The following is a 19,246-nucleotide window of genomic DNA, read 5'->3' on the forward strand; positions in this document are numbered from 1 at the left end:
ACCTATGACGACCCTGACATCGGCGGATTCGGCGACTCCGCAGGCCCCGGCCGGCGCGCCCGCGCCCGGCAGGCGCCGCGGCCGCGGCGGCGTATGGCGCTCGTTCCTGAGCAACCGCAAGGCGAACGTCGGCTTCGGCATGTTCGTCGTGCTCCTGGTGATGGCGGTCTTCCCGTCGTGGTTCACCTCGGTGTCCGACCCGACCGCGCCGGCCAGGTTCACGCCGCGCCTGACCCCCTCCGGAGCGCACTGGTTCGGCACCACATCGCTGGGCCAGGACATCTGGGCGCTGTTCGTCTACGGCGTCCGCGAACCCCTGATCATCGCGGTGGTGGCCGGGGGACTGGCGACGATCATCTCGGTGCTGGTCGGCGTCTCCGCCGCCTACCTCGGCGGGATCCCGGACGACGTCATCTCCTTCATCACCAATGTGGTGCTGGTCATCCCGACCTTCCCGCTGGTGATCGTGCTGTCCGCGTACGCCGGCAAGCCGACCCTGACGATCATGATCGCGGTGCTGGTGGCCACCGGCTGGTCCTACGGGGCCAACCAGATGCGGGCCCAGGCGCTGTCGCTGCGCAACCGCGACTTCCTGGAGTCGGCGCGGGTCCGCGGCGAGCGGCGGTCCTACATCATCGTCTTCGAGATGCTGCCGACGATGGTCTCGCTGATCATCGCCAACTTCCTCGGCGCCGCCCTGTACTCCGTGCTCGCCGCGGCCGGCCTTCAGTTCCTGGGCCTGGGCGACCCGAGCTCCGACAGCTGGGGCACCATGCTCTACTGGGCCGACTCGCAGTCCGCGCTGGAGTCCGGCACCGCGTGGTGGGCCATCCTGCCGGCCATCGGCATCGCCGTCCTCGGCGTCGCCTTCGCCCTGATGAACTATGCCTTCGACGAGATCAGCAACCCGGCCCTGCGGCCGGTGCGCAAGCAGCGCAGGAAGCTGGGTACGCGCCGCCGTCCCGGGTCCGTGCGGACCGCCGCGATCGCCGGCGGAGGTGCTGGAAATGAGTGAGCTGATGCCCGAGCCGACGAGCTCCGAAGCCCTGTTGCAGGTCAAGGGCCTGCGCGTGGAGTACGCCACCGCCGGTGGCCCGGTGGAGGCCGTGTCCGGCGTCGACCTGACGCTGGCCAAGGGCGAGTTCCTGGGCGTGGTCGGCGAGTCCGGCTGCGGCAAGTCCACCATGCTGTTCGGCATCGCCCAGCTGCTCAACCCGCCGGCCTCGGTGACCGGCGGCGAGGTCTGGTTCAAGGGCCAGAACATGGTCGCGATGACCGCCAAGTCCCTGAACACCCTGCGCTGGCGCGACTTCTCGGTCGTGATGCAGAGCGCGATGAACGCCCTGAACCCGGTGCACACCATCGGGCGCCAGTTCAAGGACGCGATCAAGGCGCACGCCAAGTGGTCCGAGACCCAGATCCGGGTCCGTTCGGCCGAGGTGCTGGACCTGGTCGGCATCGACCCGGTGCACCTGAAGTCGTACCCGCACCAGCTCTCCGGCGGCATGCGCCAGCGCGCGATGATCGCGATGGCGCTGCTGTTCACCCCCGACCTGATCGTCATGGACGAGCCGACCTCCGCCCTGGACGTGGTGGCGCAGCGCTCGCTGATGGCGCAGATCAAGGAGCTGCAGAAGCAGCTGGGCTTCGCGGTGATCTTCGTGACCCACGACATGTCCCTGGTCAGTCACTTCTCCGACCGGCTGATGGTGATGTACGCCGGCCAGGTCGTGGAACTGGGCGCCACCCGGTCGGTCTTCGACGCGTCGGCGCACCCTTACAGCAAGGGCCTGCTGGACGCCTTCCCCTCGATCCGGGGCGAGAAGAAGCGCCTGACCGGCATCCCCGGCGCGCCGCCGAACCTGGGCAAGCCGCCCACGGGCTGCCGGTTCCACCCCCGCTGCCCGGTGGCGATGGACCGCTGCAAGGTGGACGCGCCGCAGCTGTACACCGTCGGTTCCGTCCAGGCCCGGTGCCTGCTGCACGAGCCGGCACCCGTGAGTGTGGAGGTCGAGTCGTGAGCGAGAACACCCCGTTGCTGCGGACGGTGGACCTGACCCGGCACTTCAGGATCGGCGGCGGGTTCTCCCGCAACAACCTGCACGCCGTGGACCAGGTGAACCTGACCATCAACCGGCGCGAGATCGTGGCCCTGGTCGGCGAGTCCGGCAGCGGCAAGTCGACCATCGCCCGGCTGCTGGCCCAGGTCTACCAGCCGACGTCCGGCCAGATCGTCTTCGAGGGCAAGCCCCTGAGCGAACTGCGCGGCCGCAAGGCGCAGCTGGGCTACCGCAGCGACGTGCCGATGGTGTTCCAGGACCCGTTCGCCTCGCTGAACCCGGCCTACCGGGTCTCCCACGGGATCGAGCGCGGCCTGAAGCTGCACCGCACCGAGCTCTCGGCGGTCCAGCGCGAGCAGGAGGCCGAGCGCGTGGTGGAGGCGGTCGGGCTGAACCCGGCCGCCGAGATCCTGCAGCGGTACCCGTACGAGCTGTCCGGCGGCCAGCGCCAGCGCATCGGATTCGCGCAGGCGCTGGCCTACCGGCCGAAGCTGATCCTGGCCGACGAGCCGGTCTCGATGCTGGACGTCTCGATCCGCATCGGCCTGCTGAACGTGATGGCGGACCTGCGCGAGACCGAGGGCGTCTCGTTCCTGTACATCACGCACGACATCGCCAGCGCCCGCTACGTCAGCGACCGCGTGATGGTGATGTACGGCGGCCACATCGTGGAGGCCGGCCCGACCGAGGCGGTGCTGCAGGAACCGAAGCACCCTTACACGCAGCTGCTGCTGTCGGCGGTGCCGGACCCGCGTGCGCCGCTGTCGGTGGACGTGGAGTCGGCCAAGGCGGAGCCGCCGAAGGTGGTCAACCCCAAGCCCGGCTGCCGGTTCCGCGACCGGTGTCCGCTGGCCGAGGCCATCTGCCACGAGAAGACGCCGGTGCTTGTGGAGCTCGCGCCGAAGCACGAGACCGCGTGCCATGTTGCCCAGCGGGAGACGGCGGGGGCGATGGCGCGCTGACGCGGCGACGAGGTGATGTGGTGACGAAGTGATGTGGTGACGCGCGGTGGTGTGCGCGTGCTCTGCGACGGGGCCCCGGCCGGTCTTGGTTCTTGATTCCGGCCGCCGGGGCCCCACCCGTGCTCAGACCGTACCCGTGCTCAGACCGTCTCCTGAACCCCTTGCCACGCCTCGAAAACCAGCCCCCGCACGGTCCGCACCCCGGAGGCCAGAGCCCCCTCCAGCACCGCGTTCGCCCCGAGCTCGGAGGCCGCCAGCTCCGGCACCAGCGGCGTCATCTTGTCCAGCGTCTCGCGCAGCGGCTCCAGCAGCAGGTCCGCGCTGTCGCCGATGCCGCCGCCGAGCACGACCAGCTCCGGGTCGATGACGGCGGCGATCGAGGCGACGGCGTGCGCCAGCCGTTCGGCCTCGCGCCGGACGACCTCGCGGGCGGTGTCGCTGCCCGCGCGCGCCGCGAGGAACACGTCCTTGGCCGAGTCGACGTCGGCCATGCCGAGGTCGCGGGCGATGGAGACCACCGAGTCGGCGGCCGCGGCGTCCTCCAGCGGCCCCCGGGCCGGCGCGCGGTCCTCGTCGTACGAGCCGTACGGCAGGTAGCCGATCTCGCCGGCCGCTCCGTGCGCGCCGGGGAACAGCTTGCCGTCCACCACGATGCCCGAGCCCAGGCCGGTGCCGATGAGCAGGTAGACGAACAGCCGCCGGTCGCGTCCGGCGCCGGCGGCGTGCTCGCCGAGGGCCGCGAGGTTGGCGTCGTTCAGGACCTGCAGGCCGGTGCCGAGGGAGGCGGCCAGGCGGTCGGTCACCTCGCGGCGGCCCCAGCCCGGCAGGTTCACCGCGTAGCGCAGTTCGTTGGTGGCCGCGTCGATGACGCCGGGGCTGCCGACCACGGAGTGCAGCACCCGCGTCCACTCGACGTCCGCCTGGCCGGCGGCGGCGTGCGCCTGCTCCACGATCGCGTCGACGATGCCGTCGGCGTCGGCCGCGGAGTTCGGGCGGTCGCTGCGGCCCACGACGGTGCCGTCCAGGTCGGCCAGGCCGACGCGGATCCAGCTGCGGCCCACGTCCACCCCGATGGCGTAGCCGGCGGTCGGGTCGGCCTCGTACAGCACCGGGGAGCGGCCCCGGCCGGCCACCGCCTGCTTGCCGATCTCGCGGACCAGGCCGCCGTGCTCCAGCCGGCCCAGCGCGGTGGACACCGTCGGCTTGGACAGCCCGGTCAGGCGGGCCAGCTCAGCGCGGGAGGTGGCGCCGTCGGCGCGCAGCCGGTCGAGCAGGAGCCGCTCGTTGTTGGTGCGCAGGACGCTGCGGTTCCAGGCGGACTCCACGACTCGCGGGCTCCTTGTCGCATCGCGCCTAGATCAGGCTCGGTCGGGTTCGGTCGGGCTTAGTGAGGCTTGGTCAGACTATTCAGTCTGCACGCTCTTGTGCGGAACTGAGCTCACCTGAGCGAACCCGAGTCGACATTAGTCCTCTCCGGCCCTGTCAGTGTCCGCCGCTACCTTCAGAACATGACCTCCACCGCCCAAATATACGGATATGTCCGTGCGTCCAGTCTGAGCCCGAGCGGCCTGCTGGACCTGCAGACCTCCGGCGGTACCACCACCGCGGGCCCCGCCGCGCATCCGCGCTTCTTCTCCGGTTTTCTCGGCGAGGCCGAGCCCGCGGCGGCCGCGCTGCTGGGCGTGGCGAACATCGCCCAGGCCCGCTACTGGCGCCCGAACCTGGCCGCCCTGCGCGACCCGGTCGTGACCTGCAACGGCGACCGCCTGCGCTTCGAGTCCTTCTCCGGCTGCTGCGGCGTCTACGCCCGGCTCGACGTCCTGGACGAGGGCATGGACGGTACGGCGCTGGACCGCGGCACCACCAACGTGGACGTCAACAACGAGCTGCGCCTGGCGCTGGCCAGAGTCCGGGGCGGCGACCCGCTCAAGCTCGAGGTCGGCCCGGAGGCCCTGGTGGCGACCACCTTCGACGGCACGGTGGTCGAGCGCAAGGTCCCGCTCCCGCCCCGCTGGCTGCGCGGCTTCGCCGAGGTCCAGGCCGTGACCTCCGGCTACGATCTGCGCGCCGAACTCGGCGCGGCGGACGCGGCCCGCTTCCTGCGCGGCCTGCCCAACGCCCCGCGCGGCGTGCAGTGGCTGGTCCCGGCCGGCCGTACGCTGCGCCTGGCGGCGTCCCCCGGCCCGGGCGCGATCTGCATCGCCGGGCCGCAGCGTCTCAAGGAACTGCTTCCCCTGCTCCGCTTCGGCGGCAAGCTCCGGGTCTACGGCCCGAACGTGGCGCGCGGCGCGAACCTGGCGGCCTCGGTCTGGCAGCTGGACGTGCCGGGCATGCGCCTGGTCCTGACCCTGTCCCCGGAGATCACCCGGGGCTTCTCGGGCGAGGGCGCGGTGCTCTCGGCGCTGGCCGGGGACGACGTGATCGACGACGCCGAGACCGTCGCCGCCCTGCTCGCCTTCGACGCGCGCATCGAACCGGCCCTGCTGGCCGACCAGGCCGGGCTCCCGGTGGACCGGGTCCGCGCGGCCCTGACCCAGCTCGGGACGGCCGGCCGCGTCGGCTACGACCACGCGGACGCCGCGTACTTCCACCGCGAACTGCCCTACGACTCCGAACGCGCCGCGAAGCAGAACCCGCGCCTGCGCGCCGCCCGGGACCTGCTCGACGCGGACGCCGTGCGCTGGGACGGCGACATCGCGACGGTGACCGTCGAGGACCACGTGCAGCGCGTGCGGTCGGCGGCCGACGGCGCGCTGTCGTGCACGTGCCTGTGGTACGCGAAGTACCAAGGCGGGCGCGGGCCCTGCAAACACATCCTCGCTGCTGACGCCTACCGGCGCGGTGAGCGCGGAGTGGCGGACAGCGCCGATGCCGACACTGATGCCGACTCGGACGAGGCGATGGCGGGGGCGGCCCGATGAGCACGATGAACACGATGAACACCGTGAGCACGATGAACACAGTCGAGGAGTTCACCGCCCTGCTGGCCGGCGGCGACGCGAAGGCGGTCGCCGCCTTCTTCGAAGGGATGACGGAGAAGGAACGGCGCACCTATATCAAGCCTCTGAAGGAGTTCCTGCGCACGATCAGCTGGCGCGCCATGGAGCAGGAGAACTGGCGCGACTTCTACCAGCGCAGGAAGCTTGCCGGGCAGACTCTGACCCCGGCGGCGATGGCCGTCTTCTCCAACGCCTCCGCGACGGCGAAGTTCCTGCGGAGTGTGCAGCGTTTGGACGCCTTCGACTCCCACGAGCCGGCCATCGCGCAGCGGGTGCTGATCGATCGTGCTCCGGCTTGGCTCACCGACCTGCCCGGTGCCCTGCTGGAAACGCTTGAGCCGGAAGACGCCTTCGAGCTGGTGGCCGCCGTCAGCGAGACGGCCGACGTCCGGCTGGCACCCACCCCGGAGTTCGTGCGCGCCTGGGGCGTGAAATTCCGCTCGGTCTACGACGAAGACAAGGCGAAGGCCGAGATCTTGGCCGACCCGCGGTTGGCCGAGGTGCTGCCGCTGCTCTTCGACAACGACGAGAACGACGATCTGTTCACGTCCTATTCCTGGTTCCACGCCGCCGCGACCACCGCCGTGCAGCAGGGTCTGGTGCCCCGTTCGGAGGTGCTCGACGCCAGCCTGCGGCGGCTGCTGCGCGGTGGGCGGCCCGGGGCGATGCAGGACCACCTGGCGTTCTGGAACACGGTGGAACCGGTCGACGGCGAGATCGTCCAGCGGGTGTCCAGCTGTATCAGCCTGCTGTCTTCGCAGAGCGGGACGGTCGCGCGGACGTTCCTGGCCGCGCTGAAGACTGTGTCCGACCACGGCCTGCTCGACATCGAGCTCGCCGTCGAGGCGGCCTCGATCGCGGTGACGCGGTCGGAGAAGAACGTGGTCAAGACCACGCTGAGCTGGCTGGACTCGCTGGTGGCGGGGAATCCGCGGCGGGCCGGGCAGCTGGTGGGGACGATCGCGATCGCGTTCGGCGCGCAGGCGGCGGATCTGCAGGAACGCGCGGTGAAGCTGGTCGGCAAGCACGCGAAGACGCTGGCCGAGGACGAGCGGGTCCGGCTGGTCGCCGAGGCGCGGATCTACCTCGCCCCGGACCTGGCCGCGACGCTCGCCGGGCTGCTGGGGGTGTCGCAGGACACGTCGATGGACGGTCTGGGCCTCGACGCCGGCTACCCGGAGGTAGCGCCGTACGTGCCGCGTCCGCTGCTGCCGCCGATCGCGTCGCCCGCGGAGCTGGCCGAGGTGATCGCGTCGCTGAAGCACGCCGATCCGGTCGAGGCGATGGTCTTCGAGCGGGTGCTGGAGGCGATCGTTGCGTTCGAGCGCACGGATTCGGCGGCGTTGCGGGAGGCGCTGGCGCCGGTGCTCGAACGGGGCCCGGGGACGGGTTGGGAGGTGCGGCAGACCACGCTGACTCCGCGCAGCGCGTTGAGCGCCCTCGTCGTGGCCGCTGCCGGAATCGGCTCCGACGCGCGGCGGTTTCCGCACCGCGCCGAGGTGAAGCAGCTGTGGTCGCGGGCGCGGACCTCGGGCCGTGCCTGGTGGCGCCGGACGCGGACGACGCCCGCCGACTTCCTCCTCCTGCGCGCCGCCGAGATCCACGCCGCGCTCGGCATGCCGGACCTGCCGCCGCTGGTGGCGGTGCCGACGTCGCCGACCGGGAGCATCGAGCCGGCGGTGCTGGCGGCACGGCTGCGGGAGTGCGAGGCCCGGGGCTGGACGCCGTTGGAGGCGGACTTCCATCAGGCGCTGCTGCGGTTGCCGGACGACTGCGGGGATGTGGACGTCAGCGGCTTCAGGTCGAAGGAGGGCTTGCGCTTCGCGGCGTGGGTGGCGGGGGAGCGGGTCGCACTGCCGGAGGCGGAGCCCGCGGATCCGCAGACGCTCGCCCTGGACCGCGCTCGCCCGCGGGCCGAGATCCAGCGCCGCGCGTCGCGGGGCCACGTTCTGGTGCCCGAGACGCTGTTGGAGCTGGTCCCGGGCGTCTGGCACGAGCCGGAGCGCTGCTGGGACCAGTCGGACTGGACCGCGTGCTGGCCCGCGATCCTGCCGAGCCGCCCGGATCTGGCGGCGACGGCGATGATCGGCGGCCTGGACTGGAGCACGGCCCCGCCCTCGCCGGAGTCCGCTGTCGTGCTCGCGGAGGCGGAGCAGGAGGGCCCGCACGACATGACGCACCGCCTGATCGCCGCACGCCTGGTGCACGACGACATCCAGCTGCGCGCCTCGGGCGTCGACGCGGCACTGGTCCTGGCGGCCCGAGGCCTGCTGGACCCGGTGCGATTGGGCACCGCCCTGGTCGCCGAGCTGAAGGCATCGGCGGCGGGCATGCGCCGCGCAGTGCCGGCGCTGCGCGACCTGGCCAACGGCGGCGCGGCGAGCGCGGTGTGGGAGGCGATCACGCTGGCGCTGGCGGGAGTCCTGCCGCCGGCGGTGCCGAAGACACTGTCGGGCACGGCGGACCTGCTCGTGCTGGCGACGGAACTGGCCGGAGTGCCGGGGGAGCGGACGCCGATCGCCGAGGTGAGTGCGCTCGCGCAGAAGAAGGGCGGGAGTGCGGTGACGAACGCGGCGCGGCGGTTGGAGGCGGTGCTGCACCGCGAATAAGAACTCTGTTCCATCGAACTCGTTGTCGAGGGAACCAGCTCCCTCTCGCCGACGTCCAAGCCATATGAAGGTGAGCAAGTACTTGTGCGCCGGTGCGCTCATCATCAGCGTCGCCGGCTGTCAGAGCCCTGCCAAGATCAGCAGTGGCGCGCCCCCGGCGTCGGGCGGCCCGACTTCTTCGGCCGCCCCGACGCCCTCGGTCCCGCTCCTGCCACCGGTCGGCACGCTGACCCGGGTCGCCGAGCTGAGCTACTCCGGCGGGTTCAGCGTGCGCAGCGACCTGGCGGTGCCGGCCGTCGTGGCGTACTCCGACGGGACTGTCGTCTTCAACGGTCAGAAGCGCCTCACGTTCACCCCGGGTGCGCTGGACGTGCTTGTCAGTACCCTGCAGAAGGACCTGGCGGGCCAGCCGAAGACCCTCCCGCCGCCGAAGGGCCACGTGATCCCCGATGTGGCCACCGCGGTCCTCGGCGTCTACCAGCCCGGCGGTGCCTATCAGACCGTGGCCGCGCCCGGGCTCACCGCCAGTACGGCGGCGGACTTCCCGGCGCCGGTGGCCGATGCGTTCGCCAAGCTGCAGGCGGTCACGTCCGACGCCACCACGCCGTACACCACCACGAAGGTGCGCTACTCCGTGACGTGTCCGCCGGGTGCGAGCGGGCCCGAGAAGGCGTGGCCGCAAGGGCTGCCGCAGCCGGGGGCCGGCCAGCCGAACACCTGCCAGGAACTGCGCACGCTCGACGGTCCCGCCGCCGACACGGTGCGGGCCGCGTGCACCGACGTCAACACGCGGCAGCCGCAGCCCGCGACCGTCGTCTACCGGACCGACAGCGGCCCGCGGATCTGCCGATGGCGCTACGCGCTGCCGGACGAGACGCCCTCGTCCTGAGCACGCGACGGCTCGCCGACCCATCCCGCGACCAGAATCAGGCCGCTGTCACGATGCACCGCGTAGTAGGCGAAAGGGCGGTCGAAGGTGACCGACACCTGTCGCACGCGGTGCGTCTGCCTCAGCGCCGCGCCGGCGAACATGCTGATCGCGGTCACAGCCGCCGCCCGGAAGCCGACCGGGCCGAACTCCGCGACGGCTTCCTGGACCGCCTGCTGCACAGCCAGCGGGAAGCCGCTGATCCGCGGGAAGTGGCCGCGGGCACTGTCCGTCGCGCTCCCGAGTCCGAACAGCTCGGCGCGGTCCAGCAGATCGTGTCGCGCCGCGATGCGGAACGGGACTGTCGTCACCATCAGGCTGTCCTGGTCGCGGAACGACTCGACCATCTCCACCCGAACCCCCGGTCCGGCTTCGCCGACGGGTAGATCGGTGCCCCGCGTCATGGGGTGACGCGGGGCACCGGTCATTTCGGTCCCGACCGCCAGCACCTCCGACGGTGAGCACTCCTCCGGACCGAGGACCAGCACCACGTCCACGTCTTCGTCGCCCTCGACGATCAGTGACGTGACCCGGCCGATCGGGGTGTCGGCGACGCGCACGATGTCGAGGTCCCAGCCGGCGCGCTTCAGGGCCGGGATGGAGGCTTCGGCGTCGGCCCACGGGCCGAGGGATTCGGCGATGCCTTCGCGGAACTCGCTGCGCCACGTGACGGTGACCAACAGAGCGCTCGCCAAGACGAACATCGTCGCCTTGCCCACCTCGATCGGCAGCTGGGGGATCAGACCGTCGGTGTGCTCCGAAGCCCAGGCGTCCAGCCGCTTCTGGTCTACGCCCGCGTCTCCGGTCAGCTCGCCGTGGACGCCGTCCGGCAGCCGGCCGAGCCAGTCCTCGTGGAGGCGGACCTGGTTGCGCGTCCACAGGCCGAGCGCCGTTCGCACCGACGGCGTGTGCGCGACGGCCTCCAGCAGTTCGCGCGCGGCGCGTGCCGCCTCCTCGGCGGGGACGCCGATCGCGGCGGAGAGTTCCTCGCGCGTCTCCTGATCGGCACCGTCGGCGAGGAACGCCAGCAGCGGCCAGACGCCGAGGGCGGACAGGACCGCCGAGTCGGCGCCCGCCTCCGCCAGCCAGCGCTTCGTCAGGGCATTGACGTGCTCCACGGCCATCGTGTTCTCCCCTGGTTCTTTCTCGGCGCTCACTCGACGCCGACCCACTCCGGCAGCGCCTCGCACCGCTTCAGCCACGGCGCGGGGATCCCCGCCAGGCCGACCCGGGAAGCCACGATGCCGCCGACGATGGCGCTGGTCGTGTCGATGTCGCCGCCGACGAAGGCGGTGTCCCAGAAGGCGTTCTCGAAGTCGTCCAGGTGCTTGGCGGCGATCCACAGGCAGAAGGGGACGGTGTCCGGGGCCGAGATGTAGCGGCCATTGCCCAAAGACGCGGCGGCGCTGCGCGGATCGGACAGGGGCAGCAGCGTCATCGCGTTGCCGATGCCGTCGCGGACCAGGCCCGGCGGTGTGCGTTCGGCGATCTCGTCGAGGAAGTCGTGGCCGCTCATCGCGGTGTCGGCGGCCAGGGCGGCGGCGACGGCTATCGCCACCGCGCCCGCGACGCCTTCGGGGTGCGTGTGCGTCACCTCCGCCGAGGCTGTCGCCTCGGCGACCACCCGGTCCAGGTCGGCCGAGCCGTACCAGGCGCCCAGCGGCGCGACGCGCATCGCGGCGCCGTTGCCCCAGGAGCCCTTGCCGTCGAACATGCCCTCGGCCAGTTCGCGCCAGTCGGCGCCCTCCTGCCGGATGAGGCGGAGCATGCGGTTGACGCCGGCGCCGTAGCCGCGGTCGAAGTCGTGGTGGGCGGCGAAGGAGTGGGCCAGCGCGTCCTGGTCGACGTGTCCGCGGTCGCGCAGGACGGCCAGTACCGAGCAGGCCATCTCGGTGTCGTCGGTCCAGTACCAGGGGTCCGGGGGCAGGCGGCGGTCGGTCAGGAGCGGCTGGTTCAGCGGGATGAAGTAGCAGGCGCCCACCGCGTCGCCCACGGCCAGGCCGCGGAGCGACGCGACGGCGCGGACAAGGGAGCGGTCGTCGGTCATGTTCCACTTCTTACCGCATGGCATACCACTAACTCACTTCGCTTCGGCCGGGACCGCCCTCCGCTTCGCAACCCGCTCGTCTTTGTCGGCGGCGTCTGCGATGATCTGTGCGGGAAGGAAACAAGTGCTCAAGCTCATCACCCCTTACAAGCCGATTCTGGCCATCCCGGGTACCCGGGCCCTGTTCGTCGTCGCCTTCGTGGCGCGGTTGCCGCTGACCGCCAAGGCCATGGCGCTGACCCTGCACGTCGTTCTGGACCAGGGCGGCAGTTATGCCGCGGCGGGTCTGGCGAGCATGGTGATGACCATCGGCATGGGCGTCGGATCGCCGTTGCTCGGGCGGATGGTGGACCACCGGGGGCTCAAGCCGGTGCTGCTGCTGACCGGGGTGTCGGAGGCGACGTACTGGGTGAGCGCGCCGTTCCTGCCGTATCCGCTGCTGCTGGTGACCACGTTCGTGCTCGGCGGTGTGCTCGGCGTGCCGGTGTTCTCGGTGATCCGGCAGGCGGTGGCCGCCCGGGTGCCCGACGCGCTGCGCCGTCAGGCCTTCGCGCTGGACTCGATGATCGTGGAGCTGGTCTTCATGGTCGGCCCGGCGCTGGCGATCGCGGCCATCACCTCGATGCACACGGCGACGGCGACGATGGCCGCGATCGGCGTGCTGACCGTCGGCTCGGTGGTGACGCTGTGGGTCCTGAACCCGCCGATCGGCCACGGGGCCGCCGGCGGCGACGGCGCGCCCCCGGAGAAGATCCCGCTGAGCACGTGGGTCCGGCCGGCCTTCGTCCTGGTCCTGGCCACCGGTATGGCGGCGAACCTGGTGCTGGCCGGTACCGACATCTCCATCACCGCCCTGCTGCGCCAGCAGAACGCGGTGAGCATGGCCGGGGTCTGCATCTTCGCCTGGTGTCTGCTGTCGTTGATCGGCGGCTTCTGGCACGGCTCGACCGAGCGGCCGTGGCGCCTGCCGGTCCTGATGCTGCTGCTGGGCGCCGGCACGATCCCGGTCGGCTTCGTCGGCCAGTTCGGCTGGTGGTGGCTGGCGCTGATCCTGCTGCCCGCCGGCTTCATGTGCGCCCCGACGCTTTCCTCCACGGCCGAATCGGTGGCCGCGGCGGTCCCGGCCTCGGCGCGCGGACAGGCCATGGGCCTACAGGGCTCGGCGATGACCCTCGGCGGCGCGATAGGCGCGCCACTGGCCGGCACGGTGGTGGACGCCTCCTCGCCGCCCTGGGCGTTCGCCACGACCGGCGCGATCGGTGTGCTGCTGGCCGCCGCGATGCTGGCCTACCAGCGGCTCGCGCGCCCGGCGCAGGAGCGCGCCGTGGTGACGGCCGCCGCCGAGGCGATCGAGGCCGAAACGCCGGTGCCCGCACAGGTGCCGGCGAGCGCGGCCGCCGCGCTCGAGGCCGAGAACGTCGGGCTGGCGACTGCGGCCTGCTAGCGGCCTGCCCGCCGGTTGACGGCGTAGCCGATGTACCGGGCGAGGTCTATCGGCGCCTGCGCGTCGTCGGCCGCGTAGGAGAGGCGGCGGAGCAGGCCGACGCCGTTGAGCGTGACGCCTTCGCGGGCGAGGACGAAGACGAGGGTGAGGAACGCCGCCCGCGCGTTGCCGTCGTCGAACGGGTGGAAGAAGCAGACGTCCAGATACGCGCGTGCGGCTCGCAGGTGCGGCGGCTCGGCAGCGGCTCCGGCTTCGGCCGCGCATTCGGCCAGGCACGCGTCGAAGCGCGCGCGGGTGTCCGCGCCGATGCCGTAGCGCTCCCGACCGCGCTTGGCGAAGGCGGGGTGTTCGCGGAACGGCGGCGGCTGTGCGGTGCCCAGGACGTGCTGCTGCCAGCTGCGCAGCAACTCGAAGTCGAGCCGCACGCCGCGCGCGGCGTCGGCGCGCACCAGGTCGAGCGCCGCGAGCAGCCCCTTCGCGCGGTCGGGGTCCAGCGCGCCGTCGAAGGCTCGGATGTCCTCGGCCGCGCCGTCTCGCAGCGGGGTGTCCGGCGCGGGCTCTGTCACGGCGACGTTGACGGCGTCCGCGCGGGTTTCCTGCCACTGCGCGCTGGTGCGTATCGACAGCCAGTGTTCGAGATGATCCGGCAGCGGCCCGGGATCCCCCGGGCCTTCACCGGGCCGCACACCGGCCGCGAGCTTCTCCGCGATGTCGTCGACCAGGAGCGAGTCGGGGCTGGTCCAGCTTTTGAACCGTCCGCCGATCGCTTCGCCGACCAAGTCCAAGGCGGCGTCCTGTGCGACACCCCACCTGGTCAGGAACCAGATGAGCACGGTATAGCAGTGCCTGTACCAGCCGCTCTCGCAACCGGTGCGATCGACCACTTGCAGGATCACATTGCGGGCGGTGCGGTCCCACAGGATGCGCTGGTCGTCGATCGCCGCGGGGTCGAGGGGATACGCCTCGAACCATCGGGCGAGGGTCTCCAGCCATCCGCGCCATTCGCACAGCGCCGCGACGACGCGGGTGATCGTCTCCTCGGGTGTTGTGAGCGAATGCGAGGTACAGCACCAGTTTCCGACGGGCCCGCCGTCGTAGTCGCCTTCGCCGATCGACCACCGCCAGCCCAGAGCCCAGCGGCCGTAGTACCAGGCCAGGGCGGAGGACATGGCATCGCTCCACGGCATGGCTTTACGGAAGCGCCAGTCCGCCGACTCCCGGCTGCTCAAGGGTTGGCCGGGGCGACTCGGGACCCGCCGCGCCGGGCCGAGCGAGCGCACCACCTGCTCCGCGGTCGTGCTGTCGAACGGGTGGCGGGACGGATCGACCTCGTCCCAGTCCAAGGAGCCGGGCGAAAGATCGGAGGACATGGCGCCAGCCTGCCACGTCCGCAGGCTGGCCGGTCATCGAATAATCGGCGGGCTAAGCCCGCTTCGGCGTCGTCACCACCACGAACTCGCTCCCGTCCTCCGACAGCGTCAGCTCCGCGGTCAGCGAAGCCAACTCCCCGAGCCGGTGCAGGTGCGTGCCGCCGCAGGCGATCTGCACCGTCCCCTCCGGCAGCTCGCACGCCCACTGGCGGCGGGCGGTCAGCTCCGGGCCGGGGGTGTCGATGCGGATCGCGGCGTCCTGCGCGAGCCAGGCCGCGAGGCGGGTGTTGACCTTCTCCGTCAGTTCCGGCAGGGCTTCGCGGAGTCCCTCGGGGTCGAAGCCCTTCTTGCGCAGCGACTTGCCGAGGCGGTAGCGGTCGGTGCTGGCGTCCAGGCCGATGCGTGAGGTGTCCATCGCGAGGCTGTCGAAGTCCGGCTGGCCCAGGCCGTCGGTGCGGACCTCCTTGCGCCAGCGGTCGGCCAGCGCTTCGTTGAGGGCCAGGGCCATCAGGTGGCAGCCGGTGTGCGAGGCGGACAGTGCCGCGCGGCGGGATTCCTCGACGCGCAGTTCCACCGTCGTGCCGGGGGCCGGGGCGTCCGCGCCGTCCGTGCCGTCGAGGACGTGCACGGCCAGCCACTGCCAGGTCTCCTCGCCGCGGCGGACCGGGATGTCCGCGCCGACCGCGAACTGCCCGTCCGGGCCGATTCCGCCGGTCAGGCAGTCCGCCACCGCGTGCTCCGTCCCGTCGGCGCCGATCAGCACGCCGGTGTCGCCGGGCTGGTCGGGCCAGCTGTGGTCCAGCGGATGGAACGGCGTGGCGTCGACGATCACGCCCGCGCCCTCCGGCAGCGGCTGTACGGCCAGAACGGTCGCGGTGCCGGACGTCGCGCCGGCGGGGAAGGTGACGAGGGTAGTAGTGATCTGTGCCATGGCGCCATCGTCTCATCGGCGGCGCGGCGGGAGAGAATAGGCGCATGCGAGCCGTGGTCCAGAGGGTGAGTGAGGCGTCGGTGACGGTGGCCGGCGAGGTGGTCGGGGCGATCCAGGGCCCGGGCCTGGCCGTATTGGTCGGCGTCACCCATGACGACACCCCCGCCAAGGCCGCGCAGCTGGCCCGCAAGCTGTGGAGCCTGCGCCTGTTCGAGGGCGAGGACGGTGAGCTCGGCGAGCCCGGCACCGAGCGGTCCTGCTCCGATTTCGGTGCGCCACTGCTCGTAATCAGCCAGTTCACGCTCTACGGCGACGCGCGCAAGGGCCGGCGCCCCACGTGGAGCGCCGCCGCGCCCGGACCGGTCGCCGAGCCGCTGGTCGAAGCGGTGGTCGCCGAACTGCGCGGGCTCGGGGCGAAAGTGGAGACCGGTCGATTCGGCGCGGATATGAAAGTGGTGCTCGTGAACGACGGTCCTTTCACTGTCGTTCTGGAGGTCTGAAACCCCGAAGGGCATTGGGTTAACTCTTCGAAACAGTTGTCGACTCGGGCCTAGGCGAGCGGTCCGGGGCTCTATATCATTCTCGACAATCACGACCTGGTGGCCACGTCGGACGCGGTTTCCCGCTGCGTCGCGTGATCCCGGCGCGCGCTTTCACGACCGGTGGTGAACCCATGCCTCGCCCTTCCCTGCGCACACTCGTCGTCGCATTCTTGGCGGCCGGTTGCATGTTGTCGGGTACTGCCGCGGCCCGTGCGGCTCAACAGCCTGTCGGTCAGATATATGGTGGCGCGCCGGTCATCGGCGCCGGCCATTGCACCGCGCCGCCGCCGGCGCCCGACCTGCCGGCCGGCGACGCCGCGCCGGACCTGCTGTGGCCCCAGCAGAAGCTGGGCCTGAGCCAGGCCGGCGTCTGGTATCTGAACCGCGGCAAGGACGTCACCGTCGCCGTCGTCGACACCGGCGTCGATCCGTCCAACCCGGCGTTCGGGCCGGAGGCGGTGCTGCCCGGCCCGAGCGTCGTCGACCCCGGCGACACCGCCGACTACGACTGCAGCGGCCACGGCACCGCGGTTGCGGCGATCATCGCGGGCAGGCAGAGCGGCCTGTTCGGCTTCACGGGGGTCGCGCCGGAGGCGCAGATCCTGCCGATCCGGCAGAGCTACGACCCGAAGACGCCCGGCAGCTCGGTGAAGCTCGCCGACGCGATCCGCACCGCGACGGCGGCCGGCGCGCGGATCATCAACATCTCCATCGGCGTCCCCGACGACTCCCCGCAGCTGCGCTCTGCCGTGCAGAACGCGTTGGCCAGCGACGTGCTGATCGTCGCCGCGGTCGGTCCCTGGCCCAAGAGCTATCCGGCGGCGATCCCCGGGGTGCTGGCGGTCGGGGCGATCAACGACGACGGCAGCGCCGTCGATTCCCGACCGCGCAGCGGGAACGGCGCCGGAACCCCGGCGCTGGTGTCCGCGCCCGGCGGCCGGATGGCGGTCCCGGCCGCCGGGTATCCGGACGGTCTCACCGCCATGCAGGGCACGGACCTGGCCGCGCCGTTCGTCTCCGGCGTCGCGGCCCTCGTCCTGTCCTACCGGCCGACCCTGCACAACTGGCAGGTGGTGCAACGGCTGGAGGCCACGGCCGACCCGCCGGTGACTAACCCCTCCAGCGCGCCGGGTACGCCGGCCTCAGCGGATCCGGTGACCGGATACGGCGTCGTCGACCCGTACCGCGCGGTCTCGGAGGACCTGCCGGACGAGCGGCGCCCCGACCCCTCGATCGGTCCCGGCGTCATCGTCTCGCCGGCCGCCGCCGCCATGCCCGGCCACGACGCCGGCGCGTCGCGCGTCGCGCTCGGTGTGAGCGCGGCCGGGGTGCTGGCGCTGGCCGCTCCGGTGGCCGTCGCGGCGGCGCGCCGGGGGCGCGTAAAGGGCTCGCGCGCCGGCGTGTGAGGTGACATAAGGTCGGGGCTGTGACGTCCATCAATGAGATCGCCGAAGACTACGTCGCCCGCTACGTCGAACTGGACCCGCAGTTCGCCACCGACCTCGGTGTGGCCGGGCACGATCACGAGTTGACCGATTACTCCCTGGAGGGCTTCGCCGAGCGCAACACGCTGACGGCTTCCACCCTCGCGGCGATCCGGGCGCTGGAGCCCGCGGACGAGAACGAGCGCGTCGCCAAAGAGGCGATGGAAGAGCGGCTGGCCCTGGCCGTCGAGACCTACGAGGCCGGCGACGACACCTCCTCGCTGAACGTGCTCGCCAGCCCCTTCCAGGCGGTGCGCTCGGTGTTCGACCAGATGAGCACCGACGGCGAGGAGAACCACGCGAACATCGCCGCGCGTCTGGCGGCCGTGCCGGAGGCGCTGGAGCAGCTGAAGGCGACGCTGGCCGACTCGGCGGCGAACGGCCGCACCTCCGCGCGGCGCCAGGTGCTGGCCTGCGCCAAGCAGGCCAAGGACTGGAACGGCGAGTTCGGCGGGGAGAACTTCTGGACCGGCCTGGTCGGGCGCACCGGCGCCGCCGGCGCGGTCCGCGAGGACCTGGACCGGGGCGCCGCGGCGGCCACCGCCGCGACCGCCGAGTTCGGCCGCTTCCTCATCGAGAAGCTGCTGCCCTCCGCGCCGGCCAAGGACGCCGTCGGCCGCGAGCGCTACCAGCGTGCCTCGCGCGAGTTCCTGGGCGATGTCATCGACCTGGAGGAGACCTACCACTGGGGCCTGGAGGAAGTGGCCCGGCTGCGCGCCGAGATGGCCGCGACCGCCGCGCGCGTCGTGCCCGGCGGCTCGCTGGCCGACGCGCTGACCGCGCTGGACTCCGACCCCTCCCGCCAGATCACCGGCGCCGACAACTTCCGCGCCTGGATGCAGGAGAAGTCCGACGAGGCCGTCGAGGCCCTGGCCGGCGTCCACTTCGACATCCCCGAGCCGGTGCGCCGCCTGGAGTGCATGATCGCCCCGACCCACGACGGCGTCATGTACTACACGCCGCCGTCGGAGGACTTCGCGCGGCCGGGCCGCATGTGGTGGTCGGTGCCCGAGGGCCAGACCGAGTTCGCCACCTGGCGCGAGACCACGACGGTCTACCACGAGGGCGTCCCGGGGCATCACCTGCAGTGCGCGCAGACCGCCTACCGCAAGGACGTGCTGAACCGCTGGCAGCGTTCGATGTGCTGGGTCTCCGGCCACGGCGAGGGCTGGGCGCTGTACGCCGAGCGGCTGATGGACGACCTGGGCTACCTGGCCGACCCCGGCGACAAGCTGGGCATGCTCGACGGCCAGATGATGCGCGCCGTGCGCGTGGTCGTGGACCTGGGCATGCACATGGAGTTCGAGATCCCGGCCGGGACCGACTTCGGCAACGGCGCCGAGCACGGCGGCGAGCGCTGGACCCCGGAGCTGGGCTGGGAGTACATGACGGCGAACGTCAACACCACCGAGGCGCAGCTCGCCTTCGAGCTGGACCGCTACCTCGGCTGGCCGGGCCAGGCGCCGGCGTACAAGATCGGCGAGCGGATCTGGCTCCAGGCGCGCGCCGACGCCGAGGCGCGCAAGGGTGTCGACTTCGACCTGAAGACCTTCCACCGGCAGGCCCTCGACCTCGGCTCGATCGGCCTGGAGCCGCTGCGCGAGGCGCTCGGCCGGCTGTAGGCGCGGCCGCGGTCACCGTGCACTGACATCGCGGTTCTGACTCAAGAGCCCGGACTCTCAAAGTCCGGGTTTCTTTTTTGGCGCCTCTGACTTTTGTGTGGGTGGGTGTGGCTGGTTGCGGTTTGTTTGTGGGTTGACAGGCACAGGCGTTTCTTGACGGCTTCGCGCAGGGTTTGCGGGATCCGTTGGTGGCGCGGGTCGGGGGTGGTGCTGGTTTCGTGGGGCGGTGGTGGTGTGGGTAGGTGGTT

At 71.8% G+C, this 19,246-nt stretch carries 15 protein-coding genes; 10 read left to right on the forward strand and 5 right to left on the reverse strand.

Annotated features, from left to right (window positions below):
* Positions 1 to 4: 4 nt before the first annotated feature.
* Genes ABIA35_RS26410 through ABIA35_RS26420 form a run of 3 tightly spaced genes read left to right on the forward strand, consistent with a single transcriptional unit; the run spans position 5 to position 3,022 of the window.
* A complete protein-coding gene (locus ABIA35_RS26410; RefSeq protein ID WP_370347799.1) occupies positions 5 to 1,015 on the forward strand; it encodes an ABC transporter permease in 1,011 nt (336 codons plus the stop codon).
* On the forward strand, positions 1,008 to 2,021 hold the full coding sequence (locus ABIA35_RS26415) for an ABC transporter ATP-binding protein (RefSeq protein WP_370347797.1): 1,014 nt from the start codon (positions 1,008 to 1,010) through the stop codon (positions 2,019 to 2,021). The genes ABIA35_RS26410 and ABIA35_RS26415 overlap by 8 nt, the downstream gene beginning before the upstream one ends.
* The gene (locus ABIA35_RS26420) at positions 2,018 to 3,022 is read left to right on the forward strand and encodes an oligopeptide/dipeptide ABC transporter ATP-binding protein (RefSeq protein WP_370359708.1); all 1,005 of its coding nucleotides are present in this window, start codon (positions 2,018 to 2,020) and stop codon (positions 3,020 to 3,022) included. Before ABIA35_RS26415 ends, ABIA35_RS26420 begins: the two co-directional genes overlap by 4 nt.
* 140 nt (positions 3,023 to 3,162) lie before the next feature.
* Here the strand turns inward: ABIA35_RS26420 and ABIA35_RS26425 are convergent, their stop codons facing one another.
* A complete protein-coding gene (locus ABIA35_RS26425; protein WP_370347793.1) occupies positions 3,163 to 4,347 on the reverse strand; it encodes an ROK family protein in 1,185 nt (394 codons plus the stop codon).
* A gap of 183 nt (positions 4,348 to 4,530) precedes the next feature.
* Here ABIA35_RS26425 and ABIA35_RS26430 point away from each other — a divergent pair, with 183 nt between their 5' ends.
* The 3 genes from ABIA35_RS26430 (at position 4,531) to ABIA35_RS26440 (ending at position 9,519) form a co-directional block, all read left to right on the forward strand.
* A complete protein-coding gene (locus ABIA35_RS26430) occupies positions 4,531 to 5,943 on the forward strand; it encodes an SWIM zinc finger family protein (RefSeq protein ID WP_370359709.1) in 1,413 nt (470 codons plus the stop codon).
* Entirely contained in the window at positions 5,940 to 8,630 is a 2,691-nt protein-coding gene (locus ABIA35_RS26435; RefSeq protein WP_370359710.1) for a DUF6493 family protein, read from the forward strand. The genes ABIA35_RS26430 and ABIA35_RS26435 overlap by 4 nt, the downstream gene beginning before the upstream one ends.
* A gap of 70 nt (positions 8,631 to 8,700) precedes the next feature.
* Positions 8,701 to 9,519: a hypothetical protein gene (locus tag ABIA35_RS26440; protein ID WP_370359711.1), complete on the forward strand. Its 819-nt coding sequence runs from the start codon at positions 8,701 to 8,703 to the stop codon at positions 9,517 to 9,519.
* Here ABIA35_RS26440 and ABIA35_RS26445 read toward each other — a convergent pair.
* Together ABIA35_RS26445 and ABIA35_RS26450 are read right to left on the reverse strand one after the other, a co-directional pair.
* Positions 9,486 to 10,682 carry a serpin family protein gene (locus ABIA35_RS26445; RefSeq protein WP_370359712.1) on the reverse strand — a complete coding sequence of 399 codons (1,197 nt, stop codon included), beginning with the start codon at positions 10,680 to 10,682 and terminating at the stop codon, positions 9,486 to 9,488. The genes ABIA35_RS26440 and ABIA35_RS26445 overlap by 34 nt on opposite strands.
* 29 nt (positions 10,683 to 10,711) lie before the next feature.
* Positions 10,712 to 11,605 (reverse strand): ADP-ribosylglycohydrolase family protein, encoded by an 894-nt coding sequence (locus ABIA35_RS26450; protein WP_370347784.1) that lies wholly within the window; start codon positions 11,603 to 11,605, stop codon positions 10,712 to 10,714.
* A gap of 124 nt (positions 11,606 to 11,729) precedes the next feature.
* Here ABIA35_RS26450 and ABIA35_RS26455 point away from each other — a divergent pair, with 124 nt between their 5' ends.
* The gene (locus tag ABIA35_RS26455; RefSeq protein ID WP_370359713.1) at positions 11,730 to 13,049 is read left to right on the forward strand and encodes an MFS transporter; all 1,320 of its coding nucleotides are present in this window, start codon (positions 11,730 to 11,732) and stop codon (positions 13,047 to 13,049) included.
* On the opposite strand, the gene ABIA35_RS26460 is transcribed toward ABIA35_RS26455, so the two are convergent.
* Positions 13,046 to 14,419: a Fic family protein gene (locus ABIA35_RS26460; protein ID WP_370359714.1), complete on the reverse strand. Its 1,374-nt coding sequence runs from the start codon at positions 14,417 to 14,419 to the stop codon at positions 13,046 to 13,048. The genes ABIA35_RS26455 and ABIA35_RS26460 overlap by 4 nt on opposite strands.
* Before the next feature lie 52 nt (positions 14,420 to 14,471).
* Positions 14,472 to 15,350 carry a metal-dependent hydrolase gene (locus ABIA35_RS26465; protein WP_370359715.1) on the reverse strand — a complete coding sequence of 293 codons (879 nt, stop codon included), beginning with the start codon at positions 15,348 to 15,350 and terminating at the stop codon, positions 14,472 to 14,474.
* Positions 15,351 to 15,394: 44 nt separating this feature from the next.
* Here ABIA35_RS26465 and dtd point away from each other — a divergent pair, with 44 nt between their 5' ends.
* The 3 genes from dtd (at position 15,395) to ABIA35_RS26480 (ending at position 18,998) form a co-directional block, all read left to right on the forward strand.
* On the forward strand, positions 15,395 to 15,850 hold the full coding sequence (dtd, locus tag ABIA35_RS26470; RefSeq protein WP_370359716.1) for a D-aminoacyl-tRNA deacylase: 456 nt from the start codon (positions 15,395 to 15,397) through the stop codon (positions 15,848 to 15,850).
* A 227-nt stretch (positions 15,851 to 16,077) separates the two neighbouring features.
* Positions 16,078 to 17,298, forward strand: a complete 1,221-nt coding sequence (locus ABIA35_RS26475; protein ID WP_370359717.1) for a S8 family serine peptidase — start codon at positions 16,078 to 16,080, stop codon at positions 17,296 to 17,298.
* Between the two features lie 20 nt (positions 17,299 to 17,318).
* Entirely contained in the window at positions 17,319 to 18,998 is a 1,680-nt protein-coding gene (locus ABIA35_RS26480; RefSeq protein ID WP_370359718.1) for a DUF885 domain-containing protein, read from the forward strand.
* The last annotated feature ends 248 nt before the right edge of the window (positions 18,999 to 19,246 follow it).

The sequence above is a fragment of the Catenulispora sp. MAP12-49 genome (assembly GCF_041262705.1).
Taxonomy (GTDB): Bacteria; Actinomycetota; Actinomycetes; order Streptomycetales; family Catenulisporaceae; genus Catenulispora.

Bases quoted from the DNA above. Each gene is read 5' to 3' on its own strand.
- ABIA35_RS26410 (WP_370347799.1), top strand. From the start codon at position 5: ATGACGACCCTGACATCGGCGGATTCGGCGACTCCGCAGGCCCCGGCC.
- ABIA35_RS26415 (WP_370347797.1), top strand. From the start codon at position 1,008: ATGAGTGAGCTGATGCCCGAGCCGACGAGCTCCGAAGCCCTGTTGCAG.
- ABIA35_RS26430 (WP_370359709.1), top strand. From the start codon at position 4,531: ATGACCTCCACCGCCCAAATATACGGATATGTCCGTGCGTCCAGTCTG.
- ABIA35_RS26435 (WP_370359710.1), top strand. From the start codon at position 5,940: ATGAGCACGATGAACACGATGAACACCGTGAGCACGATGAACACAGTC.
- ABIA35_RS26445 (WP_370359712.1), bottom strand. From the start codon at position 10,682: ATGGCCGTGGAGCACGTCAATGCCCTGACGAAGCGCTGGCTGGCGGAG.
- ABIA35_RS26450 (WP_370347784.1), bottom strand. From the start codon at position 11,605: ATGACCGACGACCGCTCCCTTGTCCGCGCCGTCGCGTCGCTCCGCGGC.
- ABIA35_RS26460 (WP_370359714.1), bottom strand. From the start codon at position 14,419: ATGTCCTCCGATCTTTCGCCCGGCTCCTTGGACTGGGACGAGGTCGAT.
- ABIA35_RS26465 (WP_370359715.1), bottom strand. From the start codon at position 15,350: ATGGCACAGATCACTACTACCCTCGTCACCTTCCCCGCCGGCGCGACG.
- dtd (WP_370359716.1), top strand. From the start codon at position 15,395: ATGCGAGCCGTGGTCCAGAGGGTGAGTGAGGCGTCGGTGACGGTGGCC.
- ABIA35_RS26475 (WP_370359717.1), top strand. From the start codon at position 16,078: ATGTTGTCGGGTACTGCCGCGGCCCGTGCGGCTCAACAGCCTGTCGGT.